Raw genomic sequence first — 20022 nt, 5'->3', positions numbered from 1 at the left:
ACATGGTGCCTTGCCTGACTGCCCCGCCGCCGCTCGCGGCCGCCGGGGTCACCGGGGCCGGCGCACTAGGCTGGGTGCCGATGAGCAAGGACACCCCCGACAGGCGGCCCGGGCCGGACACGGCGGCGGGACCGGTCAAGGACGACGCGCGGCGTGCCGCGCAGGCGCGCTCGGATGCGACCGCCGACGTCGCCGCGGAGACCCCCGAGCAGCGGCGGGCCCGCTTCGAACGTGAGGCGATGCCGCTGCTGGACCAGCTCTACAGCGCGGCGCTGCGCACCACCCGCAACGCGAGCGATGCCGAGGACCTCGTCCAGGAGACGTACACGAAGGCCTTCGCCGCCTTCCACCAGTACCGGCCGGGCACCAACCTCAAGGCGTGGATGTACCGCATCCTGACCAACACGTACATCAACAGCTACCGCAAGCGGCAGCGCCAGCCGCAGGAGTCCGACTCGTCCGACATCGAGGACTACCAGCTGGCCCGGGCCGCCACCCACACCTCGTCCGGGCTGCGGTCGGCCGAGGCCGAGGCCCTGGACCACCTGCCCGACTCCGACGTCAAGCGCGCGCTGCAGCAGATCCCGGAGGACTTCCGTCTCGCGGTCTACTTCGCCGACGTCGAGGGATACTCCTACAAGGAGATCGCCGAGATCATGGACACCCCGATCGGGACCGTCATGAGCCGGCTGCACCGCGGGCGGCGACAGCTGCGCGGGCTGCTGTCCGAGTATGCCGCCGAGCGTGGTTTCGTGGCCTCCGGTACGACGGGGGCGCCACGATGAGCGACGAGCGCACGGACTGCTCGGAGGCCCTGCTGCGCCTCTTCGAGTACCTCGACGGTGAGATGTCGCCGGAGGACCGGGCGCGGATCCGGGCCCACCTCGACGAGTGCGGGCCGTGCCTGAAGGAGTACGACCTCGACACGACGATGAAGGCGCTCGTCAAGCGGGCCTGTGCGCGCGAGCCGGCGCCGGACTCGCTGCGCGCGACGATCATGACCCGCATCTCGATGACCGTGATCCGCATCGAGGGGCCCTGAGGCAGCCTCGACGAGGCTGCCGACCGGCCAGCGCCACGGCAGCTCGACCCGCGTGCGACGGGCCCGCTCCCGGGTGGGGGCGGGCCCGTTCGGTCTCAGGCGTTGGGCTTGCGACCGTGGTTGGCGGCGTTGCCCTTGCGGGCGCGGCGCTTGCGAGCGCGCTTGCTCATGCTGGCTCCATCCGTCGTGTTCCCCCGACCGTAACGGCAGGACCGGTGCCGCGCCAACCGGACGAGCGCGGTAGTGAATCTGCCCACATCGATGCGAATCATGACGAATCGCAGTTGTCAACATTAAGAAGTTGGTAAAGTTCTTCCCAATGTCACGTCAAGCGCACCCGGGTGCGCGAGGCTTGACAGTGCGAGGGAGACCGAGTCCGGGTCCCTCTCCCTCCGGCTGCCCAGCCGGGCGGAACCGACGCGGACCACTACGAAGGGAGTCACGAATGCTCAGCGCGTTCTTCGCGGCCTTGGCGCCGTCCAACATCGCCGCGGCGTTAACCAGCTTCGCCAACGTCTGGACGTGGGGCCCCTGATCGACCAGGGCATCCCTGCCTGTTCCTCGAGGACTTCCGGCCCGCCTGGGACGGAAGTCCTCGGCATTTCGGGCTGGTAACGTGGCGGACGTGGCTGTGAGGGTGGACCGGGCGCCTCCCACATTCAACGGTCTGCTGGTGTATGTCCTTGCGGTGGCCTGCGCTGCTTTGGCCCTGGGCACGGCGCTGCTGGTGATCGACGGTCCGCCACCTTGGACCAAGACCGCCCTCTTCGTCGTCATGGGCCTGGTCAGCCAACAGCTCCGCGTCCCTGATGTCGGGTTCCGATCGGCGATCTCCTTCCTCAGCGTCATTCTGCTCGCCTCCGGCGTCATCGTCGGCCCCTTCGCTGCGTGGCTGGTCGGCGTCACCGCCGTCCTACCCGCGGTGCGACGCACGCCGCACTGGTACCAGTCGCTCTACAACATGGCGATGTGTGCCATCATCGCGACGCTCGGCGGCCTCAGCTACCGCCTGCTCGGGGGTGCGGTCGAGGTGGCCACCCTGTCCGGGGCGGCCGAGATCGCGCTGCACGTCGGGCTGCCGCTGCTGGTCGCCGACGTCGTGCTGTGCGTCTCGAACGCGGTGCTGCTGGCCGCGGTGATGCGGATCGACCAGGGCCACCCCTTCGGGCACCTGGTGCGCCAGATGCTCGCCACGACGGGCCCGACCTACATCGGCTACGGCATCATCGGCTTCCTCTTCGTCGTGCTGTGGTACCCGGCGGGCCTCGGGCCGGCCAGCGCGCTGTACGTCTTCGCCCCGCTGCTGGTCGCGCGCTGGGCCTTCATCCAGTACGTGGACGAGACCCGGTCGCACACCCGCACCGTGGACACCCTGGTGACCGCGCTGGGGACCAAGCTGCCGGTCGAGGTCGAGCAGAGCCGGCGCGCGGCGCTGGTCGCCGAGTGGATCGCCGAGCAGCAGGGCCTGCCCGCCCAGCAGGTCGCGACGGTGCAGCACGTCGCGATGCTGCACCGCCTGGGCGACCTGGGGCTCGAGCGGGCGGTCCGTTCGGTCAACGGCGCTGCCGGTACCGGGCGGGCCCCGGCCCGGGACCGGCTGGCCGCCCGGATGATCGACGGCATCGAGTTCCTCGAGCCCGCCGGTGCGGGCATCGAGCACCAGGCGGACGCCTACGACGGCAGCACCGGCGCGCTGGCCGGCGGCGAGATCCCGATGGCTGCCCGGATCGTCGCGGTGGCAGTGGCCTTCGAGGCACTCGCCCGTGAGGTGGCCGACCCGGTCGAGGCGTTCCGTCGGGTCGAGGCCGAGGCCGGTGGACGGTTCGACCCCTCGGTCGTCGGCGCCCTGCGGGCCGCGCTGCAGCGGCATCCGTGGCCGCCCACCGAGCAGGCGGCCGAGCAGGAGGTGCCGGCATGAGCGTGGCGGACCTCGTCGTGCTGCTCTGCTTCGGCGTCGCGATCACGGCCGGCGAGTGGTTCCGACTGTCCGCCCCCGGCCTGCGACCCTCGGCGCCCATCGCGAGCGCCGCGGCGTTCGGGCTCGCCTTCATCACGGAGATCCCGGCCGGCCACGTGGTCGCCTACTCGTGGACCACGGTCCTGCTCGTCGGTGGGGCGGCCCTGGCGGCCGGGTCCTTCGCCGGCCGCCTCGCGGGCACCGACGTCGGCCTGCTCGAGCTGGCCGGCCGGTTCGCCTCGCTCGTGGTGGTCACCCTCCTCTATCGCGTGGTGTACCTGGGGGAGGGGCCCGGTCAGGGGGCGGACGTCGACCCGCTGGCGCCCCCTCGCCGAGCGGCGCTGATGCTCGCCATCGTGGCCGTCGCGCTGCTCGTCGACCTGCTCGTGCTCTCGAGCCGCGTCGCGGCCCGCGGCCCCGCCGCCTGGCGGCGCCGGTTCCTGGACGACCTGAGCTCCTCGGTCGCCCTGTCCGTGGCGCTGGCCGTCACCGGGGTGCTCATCGCCATCGCGGCGCCGCCCCTCGGGCTGACCGCCCTTCCGCTGTTCCTGTCCCCCCTGGTCCTGTCGCAGTTCGCCTTCCGGCGCTACGTCGCGGTCCGGGAGACCTACCGACAGGGGATCCGCACGCTCTCCCGGCTGACCGACGTGGCCGGTTACACCCCGTCGGGACACGCAGGTCGGGTGGCCGACCTGGCGGTCGCGATGGGTTCGGACCTGGCGATCCCGGAGCGCGAGCTGTTCGACCTCGAGTATGCCGCCCTCCTGCACGACATCGGGCAGGTGGCCCTGCTCGAGCCGATCCCCGGGGGCGCCACCGTCGATGCCGCCCCGGCGGACCAGCGCCGGATCGAGCGGGACACGGTCCGGATCGTCCGCGAGACCGGAGTCCTCGAGGAAGCCGCGGCCATCCTCGAGCACCAGACGACCCCGTACCGGCGGATGCGGGAGTTCGACGAGCTCATCCCGTTGACGAGCCGGATCCTGAAGGTGGCCAACGCCTACGACGACCTGACCGCCGGGGTCCGCTCCTTCGCGGCGCGCGACGCCGCGGTCGAGCGCATCTTCCTCGGCCTGGGCTACGAGTACGACCCCCGGGTCGTCGACGCCCTCGTGCACGTCGTCCGGGCGCCGGCCGGCGCGGCCTGAGACCGCCGTCACACGCCACGCCGGATCGGGACGTCTCGCGTCGGGACGGCCTCCCGTGGCACACTGGTGCCTTCCGCGGGAAACCCCCGTCGTGAGCAGTACCTGAGGCCAGACCCCCGGCTCGGACTTCCAGCAGGGCGTCGGCCCTTCGTCTTTCCTGGCGCCGTCACCGTGAGGTGACCCGGCGCCCGTCTCACGCGATCGAGGTGTTCCCACGGTGAGTGCGCTGCCCGTCAACCTGTCCTTCGACCCGCACGCCCCGGTGTTCCGGGTCCACGAGGGGGGCAAGCTCGCCGTACACGCGACGAGCCGGCTGCAGGACGCGGCCGACCTGTCGCTCCTCTACACCCCGGGCGTCGCCGAGGTCTCCCGCGCCATCGCCGCGGACCCGCTGCTGGCGGACCACTACACGAGCCGGCGCAACACCATCGCCGTGGTCAGCGACGGGACCGCCGTGCTGGGGCTCGGCGACGTCGGGCCCCTGGCCGCGATGCCGGTCATGGAGGGCAAGGCGGTGCTGTTCAAGCACTTCGCCGACGTGGATGCGGTGCCGGTGTGCATGCACACCGGCACGGTCGACGAGATCGTCGAGGCGGTCGTGCGGATCGCGCCGACGTACGGCGGGATCAACCTGGAGGACATCTCGGCGCCGCGGTGCTTCGAGATCGAGGCGCGCCTGAAGGCCCGGCTGGGCATCCCCGTCTTCCACGACGACCAGCACGGCACCGCGATCGTCGCCCTCGCGGCACTCCTCAACGCGACGCGAGTCGTGCAGAAGGAGCTCGCGGGCCTGACCGTGGTCGTGTCGGGCGCCGGTGCCGCCGGCGTCGCCGTGGCCCGGATCCTGCTGCTGGCCGGGGTCGGCGACGTCGTCGTCGTCGACTCGCGCGGCATCCTGGACGAGTCGCGCCACGACCTCGTCCCCCACAAGAAGGCACTCGCCGCCGTCACCAACCGCCGGCGCCGCACCGGTGCGATCGGGGACGCGCTCGTGGGCGCCGACGTGCTCGTCGGGGTCTCCGGGGGCACCATCGCCGAGCGGGACCTCATGCGGATGGCGCCGCACGCGGTCATCTTCGCCCTGGCCAACCCCGACCCGGAGGTGCACCCCGACGTGGCGCACCGGTTCGCCGAGGTGGTGGCGACCGGCCGGTCCGACTTCCCGAACCAGATCAACAACGTCCTCGCCTTCCCCGGCATCTTCCGCGGGGCGCTTGACGCCGGGGTGCGGCAGATCACCGAGGAGATGAAGCTGGCCGCGGCGCGCGCGATCGCCGCCCTGGTCCCCGAGCCCACGCCGGACGTGGTCGTGCCCAGCGTCTTCGACGAACGGGTCGCCCCCGCGGTCGCGGCCGCGGTTCGTCGGCTCGCCCGCTGAGCTCAGCCCGGGGCTCCGCCGTTCGTGGGCGGAGCCCCGGGGGTCTCGCGTCGGTCGCCGGCCGGTCCGGGCCCGTCCGGCTCCGCCGGGTCGCCCAGCCCGCGCGCCGCCAGGGCCTCGCCGGTGGCCCGGGCATCGGCCACGGTGTGGATCACGACCGGCACGACGAGCGCTCGTGGGTTGCGCTCCAGCCCGCGGGCCCGGGCGGCGTCCCGCACGTCGTCGAACGCGCTGGCGACCCACGGGATGCTGCGGAACATCACCGCTACGGCGATGCCCACGGCCTCGGGGTCGACCCACCGCCGGAGCGGGCGGGCGAGCCGGACCACGCCGTCGACCAGGACGTTCGGCTGCGTCGTGCCGGTGACGACACCGGCCGCGAGGTAGCACGCCGTGATGCCGAGCTCGACCCGCGCGGCAGGGCCCACCGCCTGGCTCCACCACTGGAAGGCGAACAGCACCACGAGCACCGGCAGGACCGGACGGATCGTGCGCCAGATCCGGCCCGGCCCGAGGTAGCCGGCCGACGGCCCGGCGAGCACGCCCAGCCCGGACTGGCCCTTGGTGAAGACCGGGAAGCCGACGAAGCCGATCACGAGGTAGAGCAGCACCGCGAGGCCACCGCGCAGCGGACCGAGGCAGAGACCGGTGAGCATCACCGCGAGCGTCTGCAGGGTGATCGGCACCCCGACGCTGCCGACCGGGATGCCGGGGACGATCGCCGCGACCGTGATCAGGGCCGCGAAGACGGCCACGAGCGCGATCGAACGGGGTCGTAGGCCGGGCGTGGCGTTCGTCACGTCGGGCGCTGCCGTGGCGGGGCGGTTGGTCATCACGCGTGGACCTAACCTGTTGCCCGTCCGATCCCGGGACTATGTTCACCAGCATGCTCGCTGCCTACGCCGCCGCCCAGTCCGAGAACGACCCCCTGTCCGGCCTCGTCGTCGGCGACCGGCCGGCACCGGAGCCACCCGCCGGCTGGTCCGTGCTGAACGTCCGCGCAGCCGGGCTGAACCACCACGACGTCTGGTCGCTGCGGGGCGTCGGGCTGGCCGCGGACCGGCTGCCCATGATCCTGGGCTGCGACGCGGCCGGGACCGATGCCGACGGCAACGAGGTCATCGCCCACTCCGTCATCCCATCCGCCGGCTGGCGCGGGGACGAGACCTTCGACCCGCGCCGCACCCTGCTGTCCGAGCTGCACCAGGGGGCCATGGCCGAGCAGGTGGTCGTGCCGACCGCCAACCTCGTCCCCAAGCCCGCCGGGATGTCGTGGGAGACCGCGGCGTGCCTGTCCACAGCGTGGCTGACCGCCTACCGGATGCTCTTCACGAACTCCGGGGTCCAGCCCGGTGGCACCGTGCTCGTGCAGGGGGCCGGCGGGGGGGTCGCCACGGCGCTTGTCCAGCTCGGGCACGCCGCCGGCCTGCGGATGTGGGCCACCTCGCGCGACCCGTCCCGTGCCGACCGCGCCCTGCGGATCGGCGCGGACCGGGTCCTCGCGTCGGGCGAGCGGCTGCCGGAGCGCGTCGATGCGGTCATGGAGACCGTGGGGGCCGCGACCTGGTCGCACTCGGTCAACGCGCTCAAGCCCGGCGGGAGCATCGTCATCGCCGGCGCCACCTCGGGCTACGACCCGCGCAAGGGAGAGCTGAACAAGATCTTCTTCAAGCAGCTGAGGGTCATCGGCTCGACGATGGGCACCCGTGACGAGCTCGCCCGGCTGGCCGGCTTCGTCCAGGCCGCAGGGATCGAGCCGGTCATCGACTCGGTCCTGCCGCTGGAGCAGGCCCGGGTCGGCTTCGCCCGGATGCTCGACGGCGACGTCTTCGGCAAGGTCGTCTTCACGCTGTCCTGAGCCTCAGGGGTGCTCGAGCGCCACCTCGACGGCGCACCCGTCGACGGTCGGCACCCCCGGTGTGCCGACAAGGGACTCCGCGGCGAGGGCCACCTCGAAGCGCGCGAGCAGCCGCCCCAGCTCGTACGGTCCGTCCGCCCCGAGCCGCACCGACGTCTCCCCGACGTCGGCCCGCCCCCCGGGCACCGTGTGCAGGGCGAGCGCCACCGCCCGCCGGACCGCCTCGCACTGCGGGCCGGGCCGGGCCGGGCTGATGCCGACCGCCGCCGACCGAGCCGACCCCGGTGCGACGCCGAGCGCGGCCCGGACCGCCTCGACCCGGCCGAGCGCGAACCAGTCACTCGGTCCGGTCCGTACGAGGTCGGCCGCCCCGGTGGCCACGGACTCGCCCCCCGTGACGAGGTCCGCCAGTCCCCGGACCACGGCCGCGGGCACTCGGCGGGCCTTGCCCTTGACGAGGTCGGCCGCCGCGGCGACCTCGTCGGCGACCGCGCGCGTCGTCACCGCCAGGGGCCGACCGTCGGCGTCGTGCCCGCCGCGCAGGTCCTCGACGACTGCCAACCCGTGGGCACCGAGGGCGAAGTCGGTCTGACCCACGCGCCAGGGCCGTCCCGCCGTGTCGCTGAGCACCACCCCGAGCCGGACGCCGTAGCGCGCCGTCAACCCGGCGTGCAGGTCGCGGCACACCGCGTCGGGGTCCGCCGGCAGCAGCAGCCAGCCCCCCCGTCCGCCCGTGTTCGAGCCGTCGACGCCCGCGGCCGCCATCACCGGCCCGGCCACCGAGTGGACCACGCGCGTGACGTGACCGTCCGCGACCCGCTCGGCCACCACGGAGCGGGTCTGGGAGGCGACCAGGGCCTCCTTGTCCGCCGCGTCGCTGACCAGCCCCAGCGCCTTGGAGGCGATCTTGCTCGACACCACGACGATGTCGCCGTCCGCCGGCTCGATCCCCGAGCGGCGTAGCCCGGCCGCGAGCAGGGCGGGCAGGTCGTCGCCCGCACACACCTCCGGTATGCCGCCCACCGCGGTCACCGTCACGCGCCGGCTCACGCCGGGGTGCCCTTCGCCGCGAGCCGGCGGCCGAGCCCGAGCGCGGCGCCCGCGATGTCCGCGGCCGTCCCGACCGAGGACATCAGCAGGGGCCGGGCCAGCACGACAGGCCGCGTCCGCCCCGCCATCGGGTCGGTCTCGTCGACCAGCCAGCCGTCCAGGAAGTCGGCGTACAGGCCCGCCACGGCCTCGCTCGTCGAGGCGACCCCGATCGTCTCGAGGCACACGTCGGCGTGGCCTCGGACCGGCCGGCCGCCGACGAGGGGGGAGACGCCCACGACCGGTGCCCGGGCCCCCCGCAGGGCGTCGCGGACGCCGGGGACGGTGAGGATGATCCCGATCGACACGACGGGGTTGCTCGGCGGCAGCAGGACGACGTCGGCGGTCCGGAGCGCGTCGAGGACCCCCGGTGCCGGAGTGGCCCGGTCGAGGCCCGCCACCACGAAGCGTTCGGCGGGAAGGGCGGCCTGGTGTCGCACCCACCACTGCTGGAAGTGGATCGCCTCGGGCCCGCCACCCTGCTCGACCACGACGTGGGTCTCGACGGGCGTGTCGGTCATCGGCAGGAGCGTGACGCGTCGGTCGGGCAGGCCCCAACGGGCGGCCAGGTGCGTGGTGACCGCGCTGAGCGGCATACCCTGGCCGAGCAGCTGGGAGCGGTAGATGTGCGTGGCGAAGTCCTTGTCACCGAGGCTGAACCAGGTCGGTTGCGCCCCGAGCGCGACGAGCTCCTCGGCCACGTGGTGGCTCTCGTCGGCGCGCCCCCACCCCTGTCCCTCGTGGACCGCGCCACCGAGGGTGTAGAGCAGGGTGTCGAGGTCGGGGCAGACCCGTAGCCCGAAGAGGGTGATGTCGTCGCCGGTGTTGCCGATGATCGTCAGCTCGGCGTCGGTGTCGCCGGTGCGTTCGAGGTGGTGCAGCAGCCCGCGCAGGAACCGGGCCCCGCCGACCCCGCCGGCCAACGCCGTGATTCGCATGGCCCGATCCTCTCAGGCGGCCCCAAGGGGCCCCGGCCGGCCCCAAATATCAGACGTGGGCTTGACTTGAGGGGTATGACACGCTTGTAATTTCATTGTTGTCTTCTGTTCGTAGGCCGGGTTGTGAGTTGGCCGGGTTGTTCCAAGGCCGGGTTGGTCGTAGGCCGGGTTGGTCGTAGGCCGGGTTGGTCGTAGGCCGGGTTGGTCGTAGGCCGGCTGAGGTCGGTCCCGGCACGGCGGAGACGGCAGCACACAGTAGTCCGGAACAGGGCATGCCGAACCGGCAGGCCGGAAAAGTGCAGACACGGATTCAGGGTCGAGGAGAGGTCATGCACGAGATACTGCAGGTGCTGAGCGGTGAGACCGACGAGAGCGAGCTCGCCTGGCAGGAGCGGGGGCTGTGCGCGCAGACGGACCCGGAGGCCTTCTTCCCGGAGAAGGGCGGGTCGACGCGCGAGGCCAAGAAGGTGTGCGTCAACTGCCCGGTGCGCCAGGAGTGCCTCGAGTACGCCCTCGCCCACGACGAGCGCTTCGGCATCTGGGGCGGGCTGTCCGAGCGGGAGCGCCGCAAGCTCAAGAAGCGCGCCGTCTGACCGGACCGCCGGTACCGGGCACCGACCCGGCCGACGGATGCCATCGTGCCCGACGCGCTCAGCACCGCTTCCCTGATCACTCCCGCCGGGGCGGGAGCCGCTGCCGCGACCCGGCTCCCCGCGACGCCGCGGCTGCCGGCCGCACCCCTGGCCGAGGTCTCCGTCGTCCTGCTCGTGCGCGACGGGACGAGGTGGCTCGCCGAGTGCCTCGACGCGCTCGCCCGACAGACCTTCCCGCCGCGGCGCGTCCTCGCCGTCGACCTCGGCAGCGGCGACACCTCGGTCGCGATCCTGCGGGCCCACCAGCCCCTTCGCCACGCGGTCCGCGACGTCGACATCCTCCAGCTGCCCGCTCGGACCCCGGCCGGGCGGGCCGTCGACCGAGCGGTCGCGAGCCTGCCCGCCGCGACGGGTGCCCGTCAGCTCGTCTGGGTGCTGCGCGACGCCGCCGCGCCCCGGCCCGAGGCCCTCGCCCGGCTCGTCGAGGCGTTGCTGCGCTCGTCGTCCGTCGGCGTGGCCGGTCCGAAGCTGGTGGAGTGGGACGACCCACGGCGGCTCGTGGAGCTCGGCCTGCAGGTGACCCGCAGCGGTCGGCGCGTCGACACGCCGGCGCGCGGCGAGGTCGACCAGGGCCAGCACGACGGCCGCACCGACGTGCTGGCCGTCGGCCTTGGCGGCATGCTGGTCGACCGGGCCGTCCACAGCGACCTCGGGGGATTCGACGAGAGCTTCGAGGGGTACGGCGCGGCGCTGGACTTCGGCTGGCGTGCCCAGCTCGCCGGCCACCGGGTCGTCGTCGTGCCGAGCGCCGTCGTGCGCGACGCGTCGGCGGCGGCCGACGGACGGCCACCAGGATCGCCCTCCGCAGCCGAGGTGCTGCGCCGGAGCCGTCGGGCCACCCGCCAGGTGGCGCTCGCCAGGTCGGCACCGCTCACCTCCCCCTTCCTCGCGCTCTGGATCGCCCTGTCCAGCCTCGTCGCCGCAGCGACCCTGCTCGTCGCGAAGCGACCCCGACAGGCGTGGCGCGAGCTGTCCGACATCGGGGCGCTCGCCCACCCGGTGGCGGTCCTGGCGGCGCGGTGGCGCGGGCGGTCGACCAGGCGACTGCGCCGCGGCGACCTCGCCACCCTGTTCGTGTCACCGCTCGAGGCGGCCCGCACGACGCTCGACCACATCCACGAGGCGATCACCCCGGAGACCCGACGGCGCGACGAGTCCCTCCCCAACCTCGAGACCGGTCCGGTCGGTGAGGAGTCGGAGTCGCTCGACGTGCTGCCGGCGGCGCTGCCCCGCCGGATCGTGACCCATCCCGGCTTCCTGGCCGTCGTCGCCGTCCTGGTCGCGACGACCCTCGCGTGGCGCGGCCTCGTCCCGGCCGGTGCGCTGTCCTCGACCGGAGCCGGAGTGGCCGGCGGCGAGCTGTTCCCCGTCAACACCGGCTCGTCGGGCCTCTGGCACGCGTTCCGGGACGCCTGGCACGGGTCCGGGCTCGGCAGCGGCGGGGCGTCGGCTCCGGCCCTCGCGGTGCTGGCCGCGCTGACCTGGCTGCTCGAGCACGTCCCGGGGGTCGATGCGGGCCGGTCGCCGGCGGCGGTCACGATCGCCTGGCTGCTGTTCCTCGGACCCGTCCTGGCGACCTGGTCGGCCTACCTCGCCGGGCGGGTCGTCTCCTCGTCCCGCGTCGCCCGGGCGGTCGTGGCGGCCGCCTGGGGCCTTGGTGCCGTGGTCACCGTGGCCGTCTCCCAGGGTCGGCTGAGCGCCGTCGTCGTGCACGTCCTGCTGCCGTTCGTCCTCGCGGGGTTCGCCCTCGCCGGCCGCCGCGACGGCACCTACACCGCGACCTTCGCCACGGCGCTCGCGACCGCCGTCGTCGGCGCGTTCGCACCACCGCTGCTGGTCGCGTCCGTCGTGGCCGCGCTGCTCATGGTGGTGTTCGGGCCCGGGCAGCGTCGCCTCCGGGGGTTCGTGCTCCTCGTCGTCCCGGCGGCGCTGCTGGGCCCGTCCCTGCTCCGGTTCGTCGCCGACTGGCGCCTGCTGCTGTCCGGTCCGGGGCTGCTCGACACCGGCCCCCCGGGCCCTGTCGTGGGCCTGGTCCTCGCCCAGCCCGGTGCCCACCTCGGGGCGTGGCTCTGGCTGTCGGCACCCCTGGTCGCACTCGGGGCCATGGGGTATGCCGCACCCGCGCGCTCGAGGTCGACCCGCGTGGGTCTGTGGGCCGGCATCGCCGTCGGTCTGGCCGGTCTGGCCGCGGCCCTGGCCGGCGGCCGTGTCGTGCTGGGCACCGCGGCCACCGGCGTGGGCACCTCCGCGCCCGCCCGGCTCTGGGAGGGGGTGGGGCTGCAGCTCTGGCTCGCCGGGCTGCTCGTCGGCCTGCTCGCGGGCAGCCGGGTCGTGCTCGCCGGCCTGCGGCGCCCCCGGCGGCGCCGCTCCCTCGGACTCGCGCTGGTCGCAGCGGTCCTCGCCCTGGTGCCGGTCGGGGCCGGTGGCGTGCACTGGGCGGTCACGGGGGTGGGCGACCGCCTCACACCACGAGAGGCCGCGCTGCCCGCGGTCGCGGTCGAGCAGGGGGCCGGCCCGCTTGCCACCCGGCTGCTGCTGCTGCGGCCCTCCGCGACCGTCGTCGACTTCGAGCTGTTCGGCACCGAGCCGGGCGACCTGCTGCGCGACCTCGACCGCGAGCGCCCCGACAGCTCCGGCCTGGTCGGCGCGGTGGCGACCCTCGTCGGGGGGCAGCAGGGCGACGCAGCCGCCTGGCACGGGCTGGCCGACCAGGCCGTCGGCTTCGTGCAGGTCGTGGCCGACGGTGACGACGAGCTGGTCCGGCGCCTCGACTCCACCGAAGGGCTGAGCCGGCTCGGTCGCGACGACGGCGCCACGCTGTGGAAGGTGCAGGCCCTGCCGGCCGCACCCGGGGCCACGCCGGCGCCTGCCCCTTCGCGGGTGCGCCTCGTCGACGGGACGGGCCGGCTGCTTGCGGCGGTCCCGACGGTCGGCCCGCACGCCGCGGTCGACCACCGTCTCCCGGCGGCCGGTGCGGGGCGGCGCGTCGTCGTCGCGGAACCCACGGAGTGGGCCGACCACGTCTCGGTGACCCTGGACGGCGCGCTGCTGGCACCCGTCCCGGGTACCGCGCAGCCGACCTACCTCGTCCCGGCCTCGGGCGGGCACCTGGTCATCGACCTCGCCACCGCGCATCCGTGGTGGACGCTCGCCCAGGCGGTCCTGCTCGGGTTCGTGTGCTTCATGGCGCTGCCGCTCGGCAACCGCCGGTCGAGGAGGCGCGCATGACTCCGGCCGGCGGCATCCTGCGGGTGACGGTCGTCGTCGCGTGTGCCGGCGCCATGGTGGGCATCGCCACGACGACGACCGGCTCCCTGGAGCTCGCCCGCACCGGCACCGGCGCGGGTCTGCCGGCGGTCTCCGCCGCGGCCGTCACCGATGCGACCCTGGTCTGTCCCGGCCCCGAGCGGATCGGCGTCGACGGGCTGCGCGACGTGCCGGCCCGGACCCGGGTGACGGCGCTGGCGGCGCCGCAAGCCGTGGTGTCCGGGGTGGTCGGCGCGGGCCGCGGTGCGGTGCGCGTCGGACCGCTCGAGGCGACAACGGGCGCCACGGTCGCCCAGCGGGCCCGACCCGTGCAGGTGACCGTCTCCCGGGCGCAGGGAGCCGTCGTCCGGGCCACCGGAGCCCTCGCCCCGGGCGTGGTCGGGGTCCAGACGTGGCTGCGCCGGGGCGACGACGACCGCGGTCTCGCGATGAGCCCGTGTTCCCCACCGGCCGCCGACCTGTGGCTGGTGGGCGGCGGGTCCGGCCCGTCGCGCACCGAGCGTCTGGTGCTCACCAACCCGGGGGCCAACACGGTCATGGTCGCGTTCACGGTGCTCGGGGCCGACGGCACGATCGCGGGCACCGGGCACGACCGCACGATCCCACCCCGCTCCCGCTCGGTGCTCTCGCTCGACACCCTGGCACCCGGGGTGTCCGGCCCCGTCGTGCACGTGGTCGCCACCGGGGGAGAGGTGTCCGGGGTGCTCAGTGACGCCTGGATCGACGGCGCCACCGCCCGAGGCATCGACGATGCCGTCGCGGTCGCCCCACCCGGGCGCGACCTCGTCGTGGCCGGTATCGACAAGGCCGGCGCGGCGAGCCTGCGCATCGGCAACCCGAGCGGGCAGGAGGCGGTGGTCCAGCTGCGTGTCCTCACCCGGGCCGGGCCGGTCCAGCCCGACGGGCTGCGGGCCCTGCGCGTTCCGGCCGGCGCCACCCTGGACGTACCGCTGGACGTGCCCGACGGCGCCGTCGGGGTCCACGTCGTCGCCGACCAGCCGGTCGTCGCCGCTGCGTGGGTCGAGCGCCGGGTGGCGACCGGCACCGACCGGATGGGCGACTTCGGCTGGGTCCCGGCCACGCCGGCCGTGCAGCGCCTGGCGGGCCTGGCCCTGCCCGGTGCCGTCGTGCCGGGCGCCACGGCACGGTTGCTGCTCGCGGCGGGCCGGGCCCGTTCCGTCGTCACGGTGACCACGAGCGGCCCCGACTCGCAGACCCGTCGGGTCGACGTCCCAGCCGACAAGGTCGTCACGGTCGACCTCGGCCGCGCCGAAGGGGTCTGGGTCGCGCCGAGCGCGGGTCCGCTCCACGCCGCGGTGTCCGTCGCCGGCGTGGTGGACAAGGTGCCGGTGCTGTCGATCGTGCCGCTCACCGACACGCCGCTGACCGCGGTGACCGTCCCGGTCCGTCAGGTCGGCAGCTGACCGGTCAGCCCGTCTCGATCGGGAGTGCGCTTGCAAGAGCGCTCGAACGGAGCCGACCGGCTCGCCGACGTCACTCGCCGAACCCGGGGTCCAGCTCCTCCGGTGGGACACCGAGCAGGCCGGCGACCTGTTCGGTGACGATGTCGGCGACCAGCGCGGCGACCTCACGGGCGCCGGACGCCCGCGTCTCGACCGGCCGGCGGTAGACGACGATCCGGGCGGGCCGGCCCGCGCCCGCCGGGTACAGCCGTCCGAGCGGCACCTCGGCGTGCTCCCACGGGGCCGGGTTGCGCGGCACGTCCTCGACGGCGAACTCCACTGCGGGAAATGCCCGCCCGCACGTCGACTCGAGCCGGGCGGCCGCGTCCAGGACGTAGTCGTCGAACTCGTCGCGCCTACTGCGCATCGCCGGCACCGGAGGCCAGGCCAGCGGGCCGCGTGGGCCGCGGCCGTGCCGGTCCCGGCGCTGCACGCCCCAGGAGGTCTCCGGCGGGGAAGGGCTCACACTCGAACTGTAGATCAGCACCGGCGGGACTCGGCGTGGTGCCGCGCCGGGCCACCGGGCCGGGTCTAGAGTGGGCGATCGTGGGGCTGCGACGGGGTTGTTCGAAGACGGCGTGCACCGGAACGGCGGTCGCCACCCTCACCTATGTCTACGCCGACCGCGCCATGGTGCTCGGCCCGTTGGCCACCTACGCGGAGCCGCACACCTACGACCTCTGCCGCGAGCACGCCGAGCGGATGACCGCACCACGCGGGTGGGAGGTCGTGCGGCTCGAGGGTGACTACCCCGAGCCCGAGGCGGCCGGCGACGACCTGCTCGCCGTCGCCGAGGCGGTCCGCGAGGACGGTCGACCGCGCGGGCGTCAGCCTTCCCCGAGCGCCCGGACCGCGACCGGCTCGAGCAGTGCCGCCGCGGAGCTGCGGGCGGAGTCCGAGGCCGGGATCACCCAGGCCGGGCGTCGTGGCCACCTGCGGATTCTGCGCGACGGCTGACGACTAGGGTCGTCCCCGTGGCATCCCTCTCCGACTTCGTCAAGGCGTACGACGTCCGCGGGCTCGTGCCGGAGCAGCTCTCGCCACAGGTCGCCACGGCCGTGGGGGCCGCCTTCGCCGAGGTCGTCGTGCTGCCCGAGGGCCATTCCGGGATCGTCGTCGGACACGACATGCGGCCCTCCTCGCCCGAGCTGTCGGCCGCCTTCGCCGACGGCGTCACCTCCCGTGGGGTCGACGTCGCGGTGCTCGGGCTGACGTCGACCGACGAGCTCTACTACGCCAGCGGCGCGCTCGACCGGCCCGGCGCGATGTTCACGGCGAGCCACAACCCGGCCCGCTACAACGGGATCAAGCTCTGTCGCTCCGCCGCCCGCCCGATCGGCCAGGAGACGGGTCTGGCCGAGGTGCGCGACCTGGCCCAGTGGCTGCTCGACAGCCCGACCGGGCTGTTCGCCCCGACGCGCGGCCGCGGCACGGTCGAGGCGCGTGAGGTGCTCGCCGACTACGCGGCCTTCCTGCGCTCGCTCGTGGACCTGAGCGGCATACGGCCCCTCACCGTCGTCGTCGACGCGGGCAACGGGATGGGCGGCCACACCGTCCCGGCCGTGCTCGGCACGGCGGCCGGGCTGCCCGAGCTGCCGCTCACCGTCGTGCCGCTCTACTTCGAGCTGGACGGCACCTTCCCCAACCACGAGGCCAACCCGCTCGACCCCGCCAACATCGTCGACCTGCAGGCCGCGGTCGTCCATCATGGGGCCGACCTCGGGCTGGCCTTCGACGGGGACGCCGACCGGTGCTTCGTCGTCGACGCCGACGGCACGCCCGTCTCGGCCAGCGCGATCACCGCCCTCGTCGCCGCCCGCGAGATCGAACGGGCCCGCGCAGCGGGCGACACCGAGATCCGGGTCGTGCACAACGTCATCTGCAGCCGCGCGGTCGCCGAGGTCATCCGGGAGCACGGCGCGCAACCCGTCCGGGCCCGGGTCGGCCACTCCTACATCAAGGCCGACATGGCCCGCACCGGAGCCGTCTTCGGCGGGGAGCACTCGGCCCACTACTACTTCCGTGACTTCTGGTTCGCCGACACCGGCATGCTCGCGGCGCTGCACGTGCTGGCCGCGCTCGGTGGGCAGCACGCCCCCCTCTCGGCCCTCGTCGCAGGTTACGAACGCTACCCGAGCTCGGGCGAGATCAACAGCACGGTCGAGGACGCGGCCGCGGTGGCCGACACGCTCCGGGCGTGGGCGAGCGTGCGTCAGGCCGGCATCGACGAGCTGGACGGGCTGACCGTCACCAGCCCGGGGCAGGGCGGCCCGATGTGGTGGTTCAACGTGCGGGCCTCCAACACCGAGCCGCTCCTGCGGCTCAACGTCGAGGCCGCCGACCGTGAGACGATGGAGCACGTCCGGGACGAGATCCTCGGGCTGGTCCGCGCAGGAGCACGTGGAGGGCATGAGAGTGAGCGATCACACGATTGAGCCGTGGCTACGCGAGATCCTGCGGTGCCCGCGCTGCAAGGGAGAGCTGACCGACGCCGCCGCCGCAGACGGCCTCGAGCTGCGGTGCGCCGGGTGTCGGCTCGGCTACCCCGTCGACTCGGGCATCCCCGTCCTTCTCGTCGACCTGGCTCGCCCGCTCGGCTGACCCCTCCGCCGTGTTCGACGACACGCTCCTGGACGACATCGACGCGGTCGAACGGCTCGACCGGCGCGGAGTCCTCCGCGCGCTCGCCACGTCCGGCGCCCAGGTCCGGGTCTCGGCTCGCTCGGCGGACGAGGCGGGGCTGGCGCGGCTGGCCGACATGCAGCCGCGCGGTGTCGTGGTCGCGGCCACCGGTGGCTCCGGCGCCGTCGGTGGCCTGTTCGACACGGTGACACGCCGGCACAGCGCGGTGCCGGTCCAGACGTGCCGTTCGACGCCGCTGCCGGCCTGGGTCGGCGCCTACGACCTCGTCGTCGCCGTGTCGCAGTCCGGCCGTGCGGCCGGGACCCTCGCGCTCGCCGCCGAGGCGGCCCGGCGCGGTGCCAACCTGCTGACCGTCGGTGTCGCCGACTCGCCGCTCGCGGACGTCTGCGCCCGCGCCCACGGCACCCACGTCCCGATCGACGGGGCCGGGTCCAGCTCGCGAGCCGCCCTGTGGGCCCAGGCGACCCCGGTGCTGATGGCCGCCGACGCGCTCGGGCTCGCCGCGATCGGACGCGAGACCATCGAGTCGCTCGCCGACGTCCTCGACGAGCAGGCCCGTCGGCTCGGGCCTCGGGTCGAGTCGTGGGACAACCCCGCGAAGGCGCTGGCCGCAGAGGTGTCCGAGTCGGTCCCGATCCTGCTCGGGTGCGGCCCGCTCGGCGAGTCCGCGGCCCGCCGTGCGAGTGCGATGTTCGGCCGGACCGGCCGCGTCCCGGTCGCCTACGGGGTGCTCCCGGACGCCGCCTCCCAGATCGTCGCCTGCTTCGACGGCCCGCTCGCCAGCAGCGAGGGCGACGACCGGGTGGGACGCGGCATCTTCGCCGACCCGTTCCTCGACGGGGTGACGAGCCGTCCGCTGCGGCTGATCGTGCTGCGTGACGCCTCCACCGACGGGGGCGGCTACTCGGCGGTGACCGACGCGGTCGTGGCGGCCGCCGAGGATGCCGGGGTGCGCGTGTCGGTGATCGACGCGACCGCACCCGACCCGCTGCTGCGCCTCGCGCACCACGTCGCGGTGACCGACTTCGCCGCGACGTACCTGGCGCTGGGGCTCGGATACGACCCGGGCGACTCGCGCCACGTCCGTCTCCTGCGTGACGCCCGGCCCACGGACCCCGCGCCGTAGGCTGCGGGCGTGACCGAACACTACGACCTCGCGATCATCGGGACCGGCTCCGGCAACTCGCTCGTCACCCCCGACTTCGACGACAAGCGGGTGGCCGTCATCGAGTCGGGGACGTTCGGGGGGACCTGCCTGAACGTCGGATGCATCCCCACGAAGATGTTCGTGTATGCCGCCGAGGTGGCCGACAGCGCGCGCACGGCCGCCCGTTACGGCGTGGACGCGCAGGTCGACGCCGTGCGCTGGCGCGACATCCGCGACCGGATCTTCGGCCGGATCGACCCGATCGCGGCGAGCGGGCGCGACTACCGGGTGGACGGGCCCAACACGACGGCCTACCTGGGCCGGGCCCGGTTCACCGCACCGCGGGACCTGACCGTCGCCTACCCCGACGGGCACACGACGGAGCTGACCGCCGACCAGGTCGTCATCGCGACCGGCGCCCACCCGATCGTGCCCCCGGTCATCGGCGGCAGCGGCGTGCCGTTCCACACGTCCGACACCATCATGCGGATCGACGAGCTGCCCGAGCACCTGCTCGTCGTCGGCGGCGGGTTCATCGCCGCCGAGATGGCCCACATCTTCGGGGGGCTGGGCACGCAGGTGACGGTCGTGGCCCGAGGCGGCCGGCTGCTGCGGCACCTCGACTCCGAGATCTCGCAGCGGTTCACCCGGATCGCCCGGGACCAGTGGGACGTGCGCACCAACACGACGGTCCGCGAGGCGAGCGGCGCCCCGGGCGAGATCACGCTGCGCCTGTCCGACGGCAGCACAGTCCACGGGGACCTGCTGCTGGTGGCGACCGGCCGCGCTCCCACCACCGCAGACCTCGCTCTCGGCCGGGCCGGCGTGCGCACCCACGTCGACGGCCGCGTGGTCGTCGACCGCTACGGCCGCACCGGCGCGCCCGGTGTCTGGGCGCTGGGAGACTGCTGCTCGCCCTACCAGCTCAAGCACGTGGCCAACGCCGAGGCCCGGGCCGTCGCCCACAACCTCGTGCACCCGGACGAGCTGCGCCCCTTCCCGCACCGCAACGTCCCCTCGGCGGTCTTCAGCTCACCCCAGATCGCCACGATCGGGCTGACCGAGGACGAGTGCGTCGCCCAGAACCGGCCCCATGTCGTCAAGGTCCAGGCCTACGGCGACACCGCCTACGGCTGGGCGATGGAGGACACGACGAGCGTGTGCAAGGTCCTCGCCGACCCGCACACCGGGCTGCTGCTCGGTGCCCACGTCATGGGCCCGCAGGCCTCGACACTGATCCAGCCGCTCGTGCAGGCGATGGCGCTGGGCACGCCGGCGCCGGTCGTCGCCCGGAACCAGTACTGGATCCACCCCGCCCTCGCCGAGGTGGTCGAGAACGCCCTGCTGGGCCTGGGCCTGGCCGAGCCCTACGTGACCTCCCCGACCCACTGACCGGGCTGGGCCACGAGAACTGCGTTCGTGGTGGGTTCTCGTGGCCC

18 protein-coding genes are annotated in these 20022 nt (G+C 74.2%); 14 read left to right on the top strand and 4 right to left on the bottom strand.

The features are described from left to right. Positions 1–80: 80 nt before the first annotated feature. The 5 genes from WMI84_RS01770 (at position 81) to WMI84_RS01750 (ending at position 5525) form a co-directional block, all read left to right on the top strand. The gene (locus tag WMI84_RS01770) at positions 81–785 is read left to right on the top strand and encodes a sigma-70 family RNA polymerase sigma factor (RefSeq protein WP_347350279.1); all 705 of its coding nucleotides are present in this window, start codon (positions 81–83) and stop codon (positions 783–785) included. Further along, entirely contained in the window at positions 782–1042 is a 261-nt protein-coding gene (gene rsrA, locus WMI84_RS01765; protein ID WP_347350278.1) for a mycothiol system anti-sigma-R factor, read from the top strand. The genes WMI84_RS01770 and rsrA overlap by 4 nt, the downstream gene beginning before the upstream one ends. A gap of 673 nt (positions 1043–1715) precedes the next feature. Continuing rightward, positions 1716–2960, top strand: coding sequence for an HD domain-containing phosphohydrolase (locus WMI84_RS01760; RefSeq protein WP_347350277.1), 1245 nt, complete (start codon positions 1716–1718; stop codon positions 2958–2960). After that, positions 2957–4147, top strand: coding sequence for an HD domain-containing phosphohydrolase (locus WMI84_RS01755; RefSeq protein WP_347350276.1), 1191 nt, complete (start codon positions 2957–2959; stop codon positions 4145–4147). The genes WMI84_RS01760 and WMI84_RS01755 overlap by 4 nt, the downstream gene beginning before the upstream one ends. Positions 4148–4364: 217 nt before the next feature. Continuing rightward, positions 4365–5525, top strand: coding sequence for a malic enzyme-like NAD(P)-binding protein (locus tag WMI84_RS01750; RefSeq protein WP_347350275.1), 1161 nt, complete (start codon positions 4365–4367; stop codon positions 5523–5525). A gap of 2 nt (positions 5526–5527) precedes the next feature. On the opposite strand, the gene WMI84_RS01745 is transcribed toward WMI84_RS01750, so the two are convergent. Then, positions 5528–6358 carry a biotin transporter BioY gene (locus WMI84_RS01745; RefSeq protein WP_347350274.1) on the bottom strand — a complete coding sequence of 277 codons (831 nt, stop codon included), beginning with the start codon at positions 6356–6358 and terminating at the stop codon, positions 5528–5530. Between the two features lie 53 nt (positions 6359–6411). Between WMI84_RS01745 and WMI84_RS01740 the strand changes: the two genes are divergently transcribed. Next, a complete protein-coding gene (locus WMI84_RS01740; protein WP_347350273.1) occupies positions 6412–7383 on the top strand; it encodes a zinc-binding dehydrogenase in 972 nt (323 codons plus the stop codon). Positions 7384–7386: 3 nt separating this feature from the next. On the opposite strand, the gene WMI84_RS01735 is transcribed toward WMI84_RS01740, so the two are convergent. Continuing rightward, positions 7387–8433 (bottom strand): coenzyme F420-0:L-glutamate ligase, encoded by a 1047-nt coding sequence (locus WMI84_RS01735; RefSeq protein WP_347350272.1) that lies wholly within the window; start codon positions 8431–8433, stop codon positions 7387–7389. Further along, positions 8430–9410 carry a 2-phospho-L-lactate transferase gene (gene cofD, locus WMI84_RS01730; protein WP_347350271.1) on the bottom strand — a complete coding sequence of 327 codons (981 nt, stop codon included), beginning with the start codon at positions 9408–9410 and terminating at the stop codon, positions 8430–8432. Before cofD ends, WMI84_RS01735 begins: the two co-directional genes overlap by 4 nt. A gap of 329 nt (positions 9411–9739) precedes the next feature. Between cofD and WMI84_RS01725 the strand changes: the two genes are divergently transcribed. From WMI84_RS01725 to WMI84_RS01715, 3 genes are read left to right on the top strand one after another with little or no spacing between them, the layout of a single operon-like run. Continuing rightward, on the top strand, positions 9740–10003 hold the full coding sequence (locus WMI84_RS01725) for a WhiB family transcriptional regulator (protein ID WP_347350270.1): 264 nt from the start codon (positions 9740–9742) through the stop codon (positions 10001–10003). 45 nt (positions 10004–10048) lie between these two features. Continuing rightward, positions 10049–13291, top strand: coding sequence for a glycosyltransferase (locus tag WMI84_RS01720; protein WP_347350269.1), 3243 nt, complete (start codon positions 10049–10051; stop codon positions 13289–13291). After that, positions 13288–14754, top strand: a complete 1467-nt coding sequence (locus WMI84_RS01715; RefSeq protein WP_347350268.1) for a DUF5719 family protein — start codon at positions 13288–13290, stop codon at positions 14752–14754. The genes WMI84_RS01720 and WMI84_RS01715 overlap by 4 nt, the downstream gene beginning before the upstream one ends. 70 nt (positions 14755–14824) lie before the next feature. On the opposite strand, the gene WMI84_RS01710 is transcribed toward WMI84_RS01715, so the two are convergent. Next, the gene (locus WMI84_RS01710) at positions 14825–15259 is read right to left on the bottom strand and encodes a metallopeptidase family protein (RefSeq protein WP_347350267.1); all 435 of its coding nucleotides are present in this window, start codon (positions 15257–15259) and stop codon (positions 14825–14827) included. Positions 15260–15339: 80 nt separating this feature from the next. Between WMI84_RS01710 and WMI84_RS01705 the strand changes: the two genes are divergently transcribed. The 5 genes from WMI84_RS01705 to WMI84_RS01685 are packed head-to-tail and all read left to right on the top strand — an operon-like array spanning position 15340 to position 19975. Next, positions 15340–15750, top strand: coding sequence for a DUF3499 domain-containing protein (locus WMI84_RS01705; protein ID WP_347350266.1), 411 nt, complete (start codon positions 15340–15342; stop codon positions 15748–15750). 17 nt (positions 15751–15767) lie between these two features. Then, positions 15768–17228 (top strand): phosphomannomutase/phosphoglucomutase, encoded by a 1461-nt coding sequence (locus WMI84_RS01700; RefSeq protein WP_347350265.1) that lies wholly within the window; start codon positions 15768–15770, stop codon positions 17226–17228. Next, the gene (locus WMI84_RS01695; protein WP_347350264.1) at positions 17203–17394 is read left to right on the top strand and encodes a Trm112 family protein; all 192 of its coding nucleotides are present in this window, start codon (positions 17203–17205) and stop codon (positions 17392–17394) included. Before WMI84_RS01700 ends, WMI84_RS01695 begins: the two co-directional genes overlap by 26 nt. A gap of 10 nt (positions 17395–17404) precedes the next feature. Further along, positions 17405–18562, top strand: a complete 1158-nt coding sequence (locus WMI84_RS01690) for an SIS domain-containing protein (RefSeq protein ID WP_347350263.1) — start codon at positions 17405–17407, stop codon at positions 18560–18562. Between the two features lie 9 nt (positions 18563–18571). Further along, positions 18572–19975, top strand: coding sequence for a mycothione reductase (locus WMI84_RS01685; protein WP_347350262.1), 1404 nt, complete (start codon positions 18572–18574; stop codon positions 19973–19975). Positions 19976–20022: the final 47 nt, after the last annotated feature.

The sequence above is a fragment of the Intrasporangium sp. genome, assembly GCF_039812505.1.
GTDB lineage: Bacteria > Actinomycetota > Actinomycetes > Actinomycetales > Dermatophilaceae > Intrasporangium_A.
The sequence above is the reverse complement of the archived record's forward strand: the minus strand, read 5'-3'. Positions and strand labels throughout refer to the sequence as shown.